This window comes from Streptomyces sp. SCL15-4 (assembly GCF_033366695.1).
GTDB lineage: Bacteria > Actinomycetota > Actinomycetes > Streptomycetales > Streptomycetaceae > Streptomyces.
This window is the reverse complement of sequence record NZ_JAOBTQ010000001.1, coordinates 1,503,271-1,516,344: the sequence shown is the minus strand read 5'-3', so window position 1 is coordinate 1,516,344 and position 13,074 is coordinate 1,503,271. Positions and strand designations below refer to the sequence as shown.

At 70.5% G+C, this 13,074-nt stretch carries 10 protein-coding genes and 2 pseudogenes; 5 read left to right on the top strand and 7 right to left on the bottom strand.

Translation table 11 applies throughout. From position 1 onward, the window contains the following. The first annotated feature begins 18 nt into the window (after positions 1-18). Positions 19-1,431 (top strand): pyridoxal phosphate-dependent decarboxylase family protein, encoded by a 1,413-nt coding sequence (locus SCK26_RS06280; RefSeq protein ID WP_318200257.1) that lies wholly within the window; start codon positions 19-21, stop codon positions 1,429-1,431. Between the two features lie 533 nt (positions 1,432-1,964). Here the strand turns inward: SCK26_RS06280 and SCK26_RS06275 are convergent. Further along, positions 1,965-2,519: a YrhB domain-containing protein gene (locus SCK26_RS06275; protein ID WP_318200256.1), complete on the bottom strand. Its 555-nt coding sequence runs from the start codon at positions 2,517-2,519 to the stop codon at positions 1,965-1,967. 97 nt (positions 2,520-2,616) lie between these two features. Between SCK26_RS06275 and SCK26_RS37935 the strand changes: the two are divergent. Then, a pseudogene (locus SCK26_RS37935) lies at positions 2,617-2,821 on the top strand (hypothetical protein); the annotation flags it as partial. A 211-nt stretch (positions 2,822-3,032) separates the two neighbouring features. Here SCK26_RS37935 and SCK26_RS37930 read toward each other — a convergent pair. The 4 genes from SCK26_RS37930 to SCK26_RS06250 all read right to left on the bottom strand — a co-directional run bounded on the left by SCK26_RS37930 (position 3,033) and on the right by SCK26_RS06250 (position 8,966). Continuing rightward, positions 3,033-3,992: a DUF6461 domain-containing protein gene (locus tag SCK26_RS37930; protein WP_412080838.1), complete on the bottom strand. Its 960-nt coding sequence runs from the start codon at positions 3,990-3,992 to the stop codon at positions 3,033-3,035. A gap of 87 nt (positions 3,993-4,079) precedes the next feature. Continuing rightward, complete coding sequence (locus SCK26_RS06260; protein WP_318200255.1) at positions 4,080-4,517, bottom strand: NUDIX hydrolase; 438 nt, start codon at positions 4,515-4,517, stop codon at positions 4,080-4,082. 130 nt (positions 4,518-4,647) lie between these two features. Beyond that, complete coding sequence (locus SCK26_RS06255; RefSeq protein WP_318200254.1) at positions 4,648-6,684, bottom strand: ABC transporter ATP-binding protein; 2,037 nt, start codon at positions 6,682-6,684, stop codon at positions 4,648-4,650. 1,355 nt (positions 6,685-8,039) lie between these two features. Continuing rightward, positions 8,040-8,966: an SDR family oxidoreductase gene (locus SCK26_RS06250; protein WP_318200253.1), complete on the bottom strand. Its 927-nt coding sequence runs from the start codon at positions 8,964-8,966 to the stop codon at positions 8,040-8,042. A 97-nt stretch (positions 8,967-9,063) separates the two neighbouring features. On the opposite strand from SCK26_RS06250, the gene SCK26_RS06245 reads away from it, so the two are divergent. Continuing rightward, positions 9,064-9,753 (top strand): TetR/AcrR family transcriptional regulator, encoded by a 690-nt coding sequence (locus SCK26_RS06245; RefSeq protein WP_318200252.1) that lies wholly within the window; start codon positions 9,064-9,066, stop codon positions 9,751-9,753. Between the two features lie 189 nt (positions 9,754-9,942). Here the strand turns inward: SCK26_RS06245 and SCK26_RS06240 are convergent, their stop codons facing one another. Both SCK26_RS06240 and SCK26_RS06235 read right to left on the bottom strand, forming a co-directional pair. Next, positions 9,943-10,089 carry a hypothetical protein gene (locus SCK26_RS06240; protein ID WP_318200251.1) on the bottom strand — a complete coding sequence of 49 codons (147 nt, stop codon included), beginning with the start codon at positions 10,087-10,089 and terminating at the stop codon, positions 9,943-9,945. Positions 10,090-10,105: 16 nt separating this feature from the next. After that, positions 10,106-10,237, bottom strand: a pseudogene (locus SCK26_RS06235) (transposase family protein); the annotation flags it as partial. Between the two features lie 379 nt (positions 10,238-10,616). Here SCK26_RS06235 and SCK26_RS06230 point away from each other — a divergent pair. Together SCK26_RS06230 and SCK26_RS06225 are read left to right on the top strand one after the other, a co-directional pair. After that, a complete protein-coding gene (locus SCK26_RS06230) occupies positions 10,617-11,342 on the top strand; it encodes a glycoside hydrolase family 11 protein (protein WP_318200250.1) in 726 nt (241 codons plus the stop codon). Positions 11,343-11,602: 260 nt separating this feature from the next. Beyond that, positions 11,603-13,045, top strand: coding sequence for an endo-1,4-beta-xylanase (locus tag SCK26_RS06225; RefSeq protein WP_318200249.1), 1,443 nt, complete (start codon positions 11,603-11,605; stop codon positions 13,043-13,045). Positions 13,046-13,074: the final 29 nt, after the last annotated feature.

Here is a 13,074-nt window from a genome sequence, read left to right as displayed (position 1 = left end):
CGCGCCTAGCGTCGGCGTATGAACGACGAGGTCTTCCCTGCCGTCGCCGCCGACGCCGCCGAGCGGCTCGCGGCCCACTGGCGAGCACTTGCCGCCGCGGAACTCCCCGTGGTGCCGTCCGGCCCGCCGGGCACCACTTCGAAGGCGCTCCCCGAGGAGGCGCCCGAGGAGGGCGAGGACCTGGCGGAGATCCTCGACGACACCTGGCGCACGATCGTGCCGCAACTGGTCCACTGGCAGCATCCCGGATTCCTCGGCTGGTTCCCGACCAACAACTCGCCCGCCTCCGTACTGGCGGAGCTGGTCACGGCGGGGCTGGGCGTGCAGGGCATGATGTGGTCGTCGTCGCCGGGCGCGACCGAACTCGAGCAGCGGGTCTGCGACTGGCTGGCCCGGGCCCTCGCCCTGCCGCAGCGGTTCACGCACGCCTCTGGCCGGGGAGGCGGGGTGATCCAGGACTCGGCGTCGTCCGCCGTGCTCGTCGCGGTGGTCGCGGCGCTCCACCGGGCATCCCGAGGACGCTGGCGCACGCACGGCACGGAGGGCCGCCACCGGGTCTACTGCACCGCACAGACCAACGCGTCCGTGCCCAAGTCGGTACGGATCGCCGGTGCCGGAGAGGCCGTCCAGGTGCCCCTGCTGCCCGGCACCCACGAGATGGACCCGGCCGCGCTCGCCGCCAGGATGGACGCGGACCGGTCGGCGGGACTGGTTCCCGCGGCCGTCGTCGCCACCGTCGGCACCACCACCACCTGCGCCACCGATCCCGTACCCGAGATCGGCGCGGTCTGCCGGGAGCGCGGGGTGTGGCTCCACGTGGACGCCGCCTACGCCGGCAGCGCCGCACTCTGCCCCGAGTTCCGCGACGGTAACGCCGGGCTGGAACACGCCGACTCCTACGCGGTCAACGCCCACAAGTGGATGCGTACCGGCATCCCGTGCGACGTCCTGTGGGTCGCGGACCACACGGCCCTCACCGACGCCGTGGGCCTGACCGCGTCCTACCTGCGCAACCCGGCCAGCGAGTCGAGGACCGTCGTCGACTTCAAGGACTGGCAGGTGCCGCTCGGCCGCCCGATGAGGGCCCTGAAGCTGTGGTACGTCATGCGTGCCCACGGGCTGGAGGGGCTGCGGGAGACGATCCGTCACGATGTCCGCCTCGCCGCGCTGCTGGCCCGGCTGATCGAGGCGGAACCGGGCTTCGAGGTCGTCGTGCACCGCCTCGGCCTGGTCGTCTTCCGCCGCGACACCGACGCACGGACCCGCGACCTCGCCGAACGCCTCACCGGAGATCCCGTCGTACTGTGCACGTCCGCCACCGTCGACGGCCGGCCGGTCCTGCGGGCCGCGCTGGGCTCCCCGTACACCGACGAGGCGGCCGTCCACCGGATCTGGACGACGATCCGGTCCCACGCCGCCGCCCAGGACTGAGCCGGGGGCACACCCGGCAGCGGGCAGGGCCTGCCGGCTCGTCATCCGCCACCGCGCTGGCGAGGAAGCCGAGCCGGGTGTGCGCCGAGGCCGACGCCCACAGCCTCGGCGCGGCGTGCACGCCGACGGACGAGTACGGCGCCGACCAGGTCAGACGGAAGACCTCGGCAGCGGTTCGGCTTCGCCCTCATCGCCCCTGCGGACCGGCTGACCAAGGCCCACATGGGAGCGCCCCGCGGTGCACCCGGCGCCCGGGGGCGCGCGAAGTACATCTTCTTCCCGCCTCGTCGCACGGCCCCCGACGCCGTCCGCGGTAGTTGCCCCGCGCCGCCCGGGGCAGCGACGTATTTGAACCCACCCCTCCGATCGACCGGCGTCTCGACGCGAACGGCATGGGACTCCGCGCGACCTGAGGATCCTCGGGGACGCACGCCGGGGACACAGGAGGAAGCAGATGCCCGCGCAGGCGCACACTGAAGGGCCAACGTGCCCATGTATGCCCGGCGAGGTGACAGCATCTGACGTTGGGCACCTCAACGTTGCTCGGCTTGGCGGATGGTGACTACGGACAAAACTGGTTCCGGAACCAGCTCTCCGCAGGCGACCGCTACAAGGTGCGCCGGAGGATCGCCGCGTTGCAAGGCCGTCACGTACTCGATGGTCTGAGCGTGGGAGAGCACGGGCACTCTCTGGCGCAGGGCGTGCATGGCGTGCACCCTCCCGCGAGCGTCTGCCACCGCCCGGACCTCGTCGTGTAGATCGTCCACTGCGGTCCGCGTGACCTGCCTGCGAATACGGGCGCGGTAGTCCGCCTCCCACGCACCGGTTACTGCGGAGACGACACTGATCTGATGCAGGCTTCCGTCGACGCGGTCAACCAGGTAGGGCCCATTCCCGGCCAGTAGGAAGTCCGGGTTCCGCGTGCGCAGATACTCCTCAGACGTCCAGGAGACGATCCATACCAGCTCGTGCTGTTCTACATGCGCTACAGCCATGCGCATCGGGACTATCCCAACCGACAGCTCCCGCTGGTAGTCCCGTTCCAGTTCTTCCTCAACGATCTGAACCGCGGCGTCTTGCTCAATCACTCTGCCACCATCCCGCACGGCCCGAATGCCTACCACCGGATTTCCTGTTCGGTCCACGGCTGGGCAGACCCCGGGGAACGCACGCGAACGACGCGGCCCGACCACGCCGACAGCCTGTTTCTGCAACCACTCCGCTGATCGGTGACGTCGTGGTCGTTCAGCACACCGGTGACAAGACGGTTTCGCCGGACAACGGCCTCACCGGCTGGAACATGGACTGGGCGCGGTGGAGGCCAGCTCGACCGCAACAGGGGCGCGCCGGTCCTCCAGGCAGTGAGGCAGCGACACCGAGCGGTTGCTGAAGAGAAGGCGTCCGCTTCTCCCTCTGGGTTTACGGCCTCCCGGTCTGTGATGTCTGGGTCCGGCAAGGCCAGGCAGAGCCGGGCAAAGAAGACGGCCGGCAGGTCGGCGAAGACGGAGGCCAGGGCTCAGGGCACGCCCAGTCCCAGGCGCGGCATCCGCCACAGCCGCCCTCCGCGGCACGACAACCGAGATTTGCGCCAGCCGATCGTGTCAATCCCTGATCACGACCCCAGCCGCGCCACCACCATCACCGCCTCGGGAGACCACATGGCCCACAGCAGCCTGTGGTCGCGCCCGTCGGGCGTACCCCAAGCAGCCCCCGGCACACCGTCCACCGTCGCCCTGGCGCGCTCCGGGCTCAGCGCCCCGTGGCTGGTGCGGGCCGGCGGCAATGTTCCCTCGGAGAGGGCGGCGGGTGCCCCGGGGCATCCGCCACGCGTCCGTCCGCTGCTCACCCGTCTCGTGCTCCGAACGATCTTGGGCGAGAGGCTCGTTGTGGGTGATCACGACGGGCGCGTTCGCCTCCGCCCGTGCGCGGTCGGAAGCCGCCGCAATCTCCTCGTAGGTCCATTCCTTGTACAGACGCTTTCCGTGGGCATCGGTGATGTCGATGACCAGGCTGGTCCACTCCTCGGCAGGCTGTTCCGATTCGTACGTGGCGTCCTCAAGGAGGAATTCGGTGACGCGTATGCCGGTGAGTCTCTCGGCCAGAGCGAGGACCGCCGCCTTCCCGTCGACGACCTCACCGTCCTCAAACCAGTGAAAGAGAGAGATGGGCTTGCCGCCGTTGTTCGAGTGCGCCACGACCCGGCCGCCCTCCGACAGCGTCTCCGCACACGGCACCCCAAGGCCACCGTCGAAACCGAGGTTGTTGGCCGCGTGCCGCCGGATGAGGTCTCGGGTCGCGGGGTGCAGGCGCAGCCGGTCCAACTCGTCGGGAGTGAACCACCGCAGGAGCGCTCCCTCGTGCAGCCGGAGCCGGTCGGGGTTGCCGCGCCAGCGGCCGGCGAAGACCTGGACCGGAACGCTGAGGCCGTCGACGCTGGTGGCTTCCTCCACGGCGTACGGCGCCAGGTTCTCCAGTCGGAGGCCGGGGACCTCCTCGGACAGCTCACGCAGCAGGGTGCCCTCCAGGCTCGGGTCGTCGTGTGTGCGGCCGCCGCCGAGCAGGGCGAACGCCCCTGACTGCCAGATGGCTTGTGGTCACGGAGATGAAGCAGGTAGCGGCCGGCCCGTCGTGGATGAGCGCGGGCGCGTTCACCGGCTCGGGCTGTCCGTCCAGTCGCGCGATGGAGGAGCTTCGCGCGCAGGTTCGGTGAGGCCAGCGAGGTAGAACACGTAGCGGAAGTCAACGTGCCGGTGGGCCGGTTCACCCTTGAACGGGTTGGCGTCGATGTGGCGGACGTCGATGTCGATGGGAGAGCCGGGCATCTGCCCGGTCAGGCACAGGGCCCCGGCCGTGATCCCGGTCTCCTCCGCCACCTCGCGCAGCGTCGCGGCGAGGAGCGTGCGGTCCTCGGACTCGATGTGGCCGCCGGGGGGGGAGAGCATGAGCCCGTCGGTGGCCCGGTGGCGGATGCACAGGATTCGGCGCCGGCGGTCGATGACGACGGCGCTGCAGGTGACGTGAGCGGGCAGCGCCGTCCGGGCGGTCACGTCGGCGGGCTCTTTCAGCGCGGCGAGTAGCCCGGCCAAGGTGTCACGTTCGTCAGGGTGGCGGCCGAGGTACGCCTCGACGGTCTTACGGATTTCACAGGAGCTGGGGGCATGAGCGACGTCTCGCCTTCGACGCGGGGGGCGGGCGTTGCGCGGGTCGGCTGCGGGGTCAGCTCGCCGTCTCGTGGTCGGACGGCCGGGTGCCGCGGGGGCCGGGAAGCGTGCCGGCTGTGGGCGCGCGTCCGTACTGGGCGGCCTGGGCGGTGAACATGCCCTGGTACAGGCCGCTGTTGTTGGCCATGAGCTCCTCGTGGGTGCCGTCTTCGACGACCCGTCCCTGGTCGAGGACGTAGATGTGGTCGGCTTTCATGGTCGCGGCCAGCCGGTGGGTGACGAGCACGACCGCGTGCCCCTCCTGAGCCAGCGACCACAGTCCCTGGAACGCGGCGATCTCCGCGTGCGGATCAAGGGCGCTGGTGGGCTCGTCGACGAGCAGGAACGGCGCCTGCCTGTACCGGGTCCGAGCGGTTCCCAGCTTCTGCCACTGCCCGCCTGAGAGCTGGACGCCGCGCTCGTAGCCCTTGAACACGATCGAGTCCCAGCCGTGCGGCAGGCCTTCGACCAGGTCCAGGACATCGGCGTCCCGGGCGGCCTCGCGGACGCGGTCCATGTCCCGGGGGCGGTCGCCGATCCCGATGGCCACGTTCGCGGCCGCGGTCATCTCCCAGCGCGGGAAGTCCTGCGCCAGCAGCCCGACGACGCCGAAGACCTGGGCACGGTCGGCCTCGCGGAGCTCGACCCGCTCACCGGACTCGCCTGCCCACCACACGCTCCCTTCGGTCGGCAGCAGCATTCCGGCCAGCACCTTCGTCAAGGTGGTCTTGCCCGAGCCGTTCGCGCCGACCAGTGCCGTCACCTTCCCCCGGGGCACCCGCACGCTCACGCCCCTCAGGGAAGGGCCGGCGGCTCCCGGGTAGGTGAACGACACCTCCTCCGTCCGCACCTCCCGCACTCGCGCGGGCAGCGGGGTACCGGAGGACGGGATGGCGTTCTCGCCCGCCACCTTGATGGCGTCTTCGGTGTCGGTGAGGAACAACAGCTCCTCGTACAGCCGGTTGACCTGCTGCACCAGTGACGTGAGCTGTGCGGTGGAGGTGCGGATGGCGATCACCGCCGTGCCGCCGACAGCGAGCGGCAGACCACCGGTCGACAGCAGCCACCACAGCACCCCGTAGCAGGCCAGCGAAGCCACACCCGCGATCGCGCCGGCGATCAGGTCCGTGGACGCCTGGGCGCGGGCCAGGCGCCGCTGCTCCGCCTCGGTCTGCCGGGACATCTCCTCGTAGCTGGACAGCAGCTTCGTGCCGGCGGCGTGTACGCGGATCTCGCCGGCGGCGTGCGGGCGGGTCAGGTAGGCCAGCAGGGAGGCGATCGCCCTGCGGTGGTCGACCCAGTTCAGGCGGGAGATGTAGTCACGGCGCGCGGAGCGGACCGCTCCCCATCCCTTGGGCAGGGCGATGGCCAGCAGCATCGGCAGCAGCGCCCAGTGCAGCGACGCCAGCACGATGGCGGCCGCCGCCATGCCGATCACCACACTGCCCACGCCGACCGACAACCGGAGCATGCTGCGGGCCGAGTCCGTGCCGAACTTCCCCGCCTCCAGGACCCGCTGGACCTCCGGCCGCTCGGTGGCCTCCACCTCGACGTGGGTGACAGCCGCGTAATACCGGGCGGACACCGCACGCTCCACCTGCGGCTCCAGCCGGCCCGACATGGCCGTCGACCACGCCAACAGCACCGCGGTCGCCACCGCCGCGATGGCGAGCACCGCCAATGACGGCAGCGCGTCGCGGAGCTTGTCCGCGGTCGGCCCGTCGGCGAACAGCCGCGTGAGGACGCTGTTCACCGCCACCAGCCCCCACCCGGCCGTCACACCCTGCCCGAGCTGGGCGACCACAACCCCGGCCAGAGCCCGCCGGTCCGTCTCCCAGCCGGTACGCAGCACCGTGCCCACCATGCGGGGCAGCGCGGCCGCCATGTGCCCGAAACCCAGCCGCGTCAGCGGCCCCGCGTGCCGGACATAGGACTGGTCATAGCGCAGCCGGCCCCCGTACAACTCGCGCTCGGCATTCGAGATACCGGCCTGTGCCGCGGCCTTCGGCGGGTTGGCGGTGTCATCGCCGCCGCCCGGTTCGACTCGCGTCAATGTGTTCCCCCTCAAGGCGTGGTGATGGTGTCGGCCTGTTCAACGACGCCGCCGCGATTTCGAACACGCGCTCTTTCGGACGCGTTGCTCACGCTGGAATAGAGCGGTTGTCCGAAGATGCGCAGTGCACCGACCCTTGCCGCGCACGAGCCCACGGCATGGGGGGATTGGCCGAAACGCCGACGTTCAGGCATCAAGAAGGCGTACTCCCACGGGAAGGCGCGCTTGGCGACGTTGCGGTGCGTCTTGGGCCCGCCGCGGTGACCGGGCTGTGCACCGGGTGGGCGTCGGCGGTGCGGCAGGCGATGACCGCGCGATAGTCGGGGTCCTGTGGCTCGCGTCCTGATGGCCGGCGATCCACGCGGCTTGGCGGCGCGAGCGGTCGGGGCAGGCGTGCTGGGCGTTGGACAGCATCAGGCCGCTCGGCGTCGTCAGCGGCCTGATGGGCGGGGGTGTCGGGGCTGAGCAGGGACAGATGTTCGGCGGAAGGGTTCACCGGCCGGCTCCCTTCTCGTGGAGGAGCACTTCGCTGTGCGCGTCCAGGGTCTGCTGGAGCCGGCCGAGGGTGGTGCGTACGAAGGCGGGTTCCTCGCCGGTGAGCGGGGAGACGGCGGAGGCCAGGTTCTCGGTGATCTGCTCGGGCCGGGTGGAGCCGACAAGGACGGCCGTGCTGTCGGCGAAGCGCTGCCGCAGCGGCGCCAGGCCGTCTTGGGTGATCTTCAGCGCGCCGGGGGCGAACCGGGGCTTTGCGCAGCCGGTGGTCGCCGGGCGCGAAGGTGGGCGGGCGGTCCGGGGCGTACTTGCCTGTGAGCAGTCCCTGGGCCGGCGGTTTGTCGATCAGCGCGCTGGCGTCGAGCGAGGCGGCCAGGGCGAAGACGTCGGGGCGGCGGGGTGAGCGCGTTGAACCGGGCCGCAGTGGAGCGCGGCGGGCGGCGCGGTCCAGGGCCCGCAGCAGCTCGGACTCCCACCCGGCGCGCGGGGTGCCGTGGGTGAGCAGCAGGCCGGAAGCGGACGGTACGTCGAGCTGCACCTGGTGTTACGCCGAGCCGCCACGCCTCGCGCAGGACGTGCCGGGCCTCATCCCGGGTGGCGCGACCGGCGGTGGCGGTGGCCCGGGCGCCGGCCGCCGCGCAGGCCGCGTCGGCCCGTCTCGTCCCCGCCTGGGGGCCGGGCAGGACCGCTTCGGCATCACCCACCAGGGAACTCGGAGTGGGACCCGAGGGTGTCTTCGCCCTCATCTTGGTCTGACCTCGGCGGCCGGTACCCCGACTGGCAGCGAAACCTCGGCCGCACGGCGCATTGGCCGGTGACGACGAGTGCTGGCGACAATGACGCCGCCACCCCGAGGACAGCCGTCAGCCACGGAGTTCCTCGCCTGTCGGCATGGAGACGCCGGTGAGGCGTTCGGCCTCGGTCCACAGGCGTGCCGCGACGGTCTTGTCCCGCGCGCTGCGCGGCAGAGGGGTGGGCTTGGCCGGGCCGACCAACGCCCAGCGCGGTCCGTAGTAGCCGCCGGGTGTGGCGTCGGGGCTGGTGGCCGCGTACAGCAGGGGTTCGGTGCCCTGTTCCGGCCCCTGGGACGGCACGATCTTGTACAGCAGTGATTCGAGCCTGCCGGGCCGGCCGCCGTTCAGGGTCGGGCCGGACGTCGTCAGATTGGTGCGGGTGTAGCCGGGGTGCGCGCCGGCCGACAGCAGCGGCCAGTCGTGCTGGTCGGCGAGGTCGGCGAGGTGCAGCATCATCAGCATGTCCGCGAGCTTGGACTGGGCGTAGGCCCGGGTGGGGCTGTAGCCGCGGGTGGACTGCAGGTCGTCGAAGTCGATGCGGGCCCGGTGGGCGGTGCCGCTGCTCATCGTGGCGACCCGTGGGGCGGGGGCAGCCAGCAGCAGTGGCAGCAGGTGGACGGTGAGGGCGAACGGACCGAGGAAGTTGCTGCCCAGCTGGAGTTCGAAGCCGTCCGGGGTCTGGGTGCGCTGAGGCACGTTCATGACTCCGGCGTTGTTCAGCAGCAGGTCCAGCGGCCTGCCGTCGGCGATCAGACCGTGGGCGAAGCCGCGGACCGAGGCGAGGTCGGCCAGGTCCAGGCGGCGGACCTCGACCTGGGCGCCGGGGTGCGCGGCGAGGATCTCGTCCCGCGCCTGTTCGCCCTTGGCCGGCGTGCGCACGGCGAGCACGACACGGGCTCCGGCTCCGGCCAGCCGCTTGGCAGCCTCCTTGCCGGTGCCGCTGTTCGCGCCGGTGACGACGGCGAGCTTTCCGTGCTGGTCAGGGACCTGGTACATGGCGAACCCCATTACGTACTACCGGTATCTTGTCTCTCCTCACCGTAACGGACCACTGGTATCCAATCAAAGTACCGCCGGTGCGTAACATGGGCGGGTGACCTTTCAGCGTGCCCGCACCGACGAACAGCGCAACCAGCGACGACGCCACATCCTGGACACCGCGGCCGCGATGCTGACCGAGATGCCGGTCGCGGAGCTGAGCCTGAACAAACTGAGCCGCCGCGTCTGCCTGGCCAAGGCGAACGTGCTGCGCTACTTCGAGTCCCGCGAAGCGGTCCTGCTCGACCTGCTCGACACCGAGACCCGGACCTGGGTCGCCGAGCTGCTGAACGAGCACGCGGCAAGCGAGGGCACCACACGTGAGCGCGGTGACCGGCTGGCGGACCTCCTGGCCACCTCCATGGCGCGACGACCGGTGCTGTGCGACCTGCTCAGCGCGCAGGGCGCGGTCCTGGAACAGAACGTCTCCACCGAGGCCGGTATCCGCCACAAGCAGGCAGCCCGGCAGTCCCTGCGGTCCCTGGTCCAGTTCGTCCTGCGCCACCTTCCCGAACTCGGCCCCGACGGCGCCGCCACGCTCGTGGAGTCGACCCTGCTGATGGCCATGACGGCCTGGCAGTGCAGCCGTCCCTCGGAGGCCATGCTGGCGGCCTACGCCTCCGACCCCGCACTGGCGGCCATGCGCCTGGACTTCACCGACCTGGTCCGCCGTACGGTGGCAGTGACCGCCTCCGGCCTGCTGGCCCGGCAGACAGAACAGGCCAGCGCCGACTCGGCCTCCTGAGCGTCGGCCGCACAGCGCCAGGTACCTTTCCGTCTGCCGCACAGGTGGTGGCACGGCAGACGAAGCGCTGCGCCGGCGGGTGCCGGCCATGGGGGCGGCACGCTGCTGACCGCCGTCAGGCCGCGGCCGAGCCGGCCTCGCACCGTGCGGACAGACGATGAGCGGGCCCTAAGGGCGTTCCCGCGCGCTTCAGCCGATGAACCGAACGTCCGGGTGGAGCGAAGAGGGGCCGTCCAGCAGCGGCTGGTGGCGGCCGCGCAGATGCTGATCGAAGAAGGCGGTGAGGTAGGCCCGACGGCTCGCGGTGAACCGTGCCGGGTCGACGGTGCCGGTCATCCGGGCCGGCAGCCCTGACGCCCTCAGCGGCAGACTTCGAGATCCCGAACGGCGGCGACACCTGTCGTGACGTCAGGTCGGTGCGCCAGTACGTCGCTACCGGCAACTCTCGGTCCTCCGGTGGCAGCCGCCACGGCCGGCCACGCCGAACTCACCGCCGCGACGCCGTGTTGGATCCAGCGCCGGTTGGGGGCCGGTGCTCCTTGGCCGGTGTCCGGCGCTCCGCGACGGCTCGAAAGTTTCGAAAGCCGTGTACGGCCTTGCGTCGCGTTTCCTCCTTGTCTCGCTCCCCCTCTCGCGACGGTTCGCGTCAAGGGTGGCGTGAGCAGCCAAGACGTACTCGTCGCGTCCCCTTCGGGTTACAGAGGTGTTTCCGAAAGGATGTCGAAACTGTTGACAGGGTCATGGCGTTCTCCGAAAACTGTGGCCACCGAACGGCACGGCCGCGCGCGGCCCACGCCGTGTTCCGTGCCAGGCCGCGGGCGGCAGCAGCCGCCTGCCCCCACCAGCCTTCATCGGGAGGACGCATGCAGCAGGACGGCACGCAGCAGCACCAGACCCAGCAGAACCCCGCTCCCCTCGGCGGCTTGAGCCGGCGAGGCTTCCTCGGCGGTGCCGGAACCGTCGCGCTCGCCACCGCGACCGGACTGCTGCTGCCCGGCACCGCCCACGCCGCCACCACCATCACCACCAGTCAGACCGGCTACGACGGCATGTACTACTCGTTCTGGACCGACGGCGGCGGCTCCGTCTCCATGACGCTGAACGGCGGCGGCGGTTACAGCACGCGGTGGACGAACTGCGGCAACTTCGTCGCCGGCAAGGGCTGGAACACCGGCGGGCGCAGGACGGTCCGCTACACCGGCTACTTCAACCCGTCGGGCAACGGCTACGGCTGCCTCTACGGCTGGACGTCGAACCCGCTGGTGGAGTACTACATCGTCGACAACTGGGGCAGCTACCGGCCGACCGGCGAGTACCGGGGCACCGTCTACAGCGACGGCGGCACGTACGACATCTACAAGACGACGCGGTACAACGCCCCCTCCGTCGAGGGCACCCGCACCTTCGACCAGTACTGGAGCGTCCGGCAGTCGAAGGTGACCAGTGGCTCCGGCACCATCACCACCGGCAACCACTTCGACGCCTGGGCGCGCGCGGGCATGAACCTGGGCCAGTTCAAGTACTACATGATCATGGCCACCGAGGGTTACCAGAGCAGCGGAAGCTCGACCATCACGGTCAGCGGCTGATCCCTGTCCGAGCGAACGGCCGACAACTTTCCCTGCGGGAGAGGTTGACGGTCCACCGTCAAAACCTCAATCATCCCTGTCTGGGAAACCGGCCCTAGTTCGAAATACCGAACGGCATCACTCCGTGCGATCCGGCCCGCACGGCAGACCACGTACGCCGCCCCGGTCCCGACCCCTCCCGTCCGTCCGCCGGGTGGGAACGGGGCGACGCGTTCCCTCGTGCTCCAGTCCTTCCCTATGTCCACCTTGGAGGCACAGTCATGGGCTCCTATGCCCCTCCCGGACAACTCCTCGTCCGCCGGAAGATCCGCAACCTGCTCGGGGCGCTGGCCGTCGGCGTCCTCGGTACGGTCTCCGCACTGTCCGCGCAGCCGACCGCACACGCCGCCGAGAACACGCTCGGCGCCGCGGCGGCGCAGAGCGGCCGCTACTTCGGTACCGCCATCGCCTCGGGCAGGCTGGGCGACTCGACGTACACCTCGATCGCGAGCCGCGAGTTCAACATGGTGACGGCCGAGAACGAGATGAAGATCGACGCCACCGAACCGCAGCGTGGCCAGTTCAACTTCACCGCCGGTGACCGCGTCTACAACTGGGCGGTGCAGAACGGCAAGCAGGTGCGCGGTCACACCCTGGCCTGGCACTCCCAGCAGCCCGGCTGGATGCAGAGCCTCAGCGGCAGCTCACTGCGCCAGGCGATGATCGACCACATCAACGGCGTGATGGGCCACTACAAGGGCAAGATCGCCCAGTGGGACGTCGTGAACGAGGCCTTCGCCGACGGCAGTTCGGGCGCCCGGCGCGACTCCAACCTGCAGCGCACCGGCAACGACTGGATCGAGGTCGCCTTCCGCACCGCGCGTGCCGCCGACCCGTCGGCCAAGCTCTGCTACAACGACTACAACATCGAGAACTGGACCTGGGCCAAGACGCAGGGCGTCTACAACATGGTCCGGGACTTCAAGCAGCGCGGCGTGCCGATCGACTGCGTCGGCTTCCAGTCGCACTTCAACAGCGGCAGCCCGTACAACAGCAACTTCCGCACCACGCTGCAGAGCTTCGCCGCCCTCGGCGTCGACGTGGCCATCACCGAGCTGGACATCCAGGGCGCCTCGTCCTCGACCTACGCCGCCGTGACCAACGACTGCCTGGCCGTCTCGCGTTGTCTCGGCATCACCGTCTGGGGCGTGCGCGACAGCGACTCCTGGCGGTCGGGGGACACGCCGCTGCTGTTCAACAACGACGGCAGCAAGAAGGCCGCCTACACCGCGGTGCTCAACGCGCTCAACGGCGGCTCCACCACCACGCCTCCGCCCACGGGTGGCGACGGGCAGATCAAGGGCGTCGGCTCGGGCCGCTGCCTGGACGTGCCCAACGCCAGCACCACCGACGGCACCCAGGTCCAGCTGTGGGACTGCAACGGCGCCACCAACCAGCAGTGGACGCTCACCGACGCCGGTGAACTGAAGGTCTACGGCAACAAGTGCCTGGACGCCGCCGGCACCGGCAACGGCGCCAAGGTCCAGATCTACAGCTGCTGGGGCGGCGACAACCAGAAGTGGCGCCTCAACTCCGACGGGTCCATCGTCGGCGTCCAGTCCGGCCTCTGCCTCGACGCCGTCGGAGCCGGCACCGCCAACGGCACCCTGATCCAGCTCTACTCCTGCGCGAACGGCAGCAACCAGCACTGGACCCGCACCTGATGGTTCTGGCCACAAAGGAAAGGGCGAGC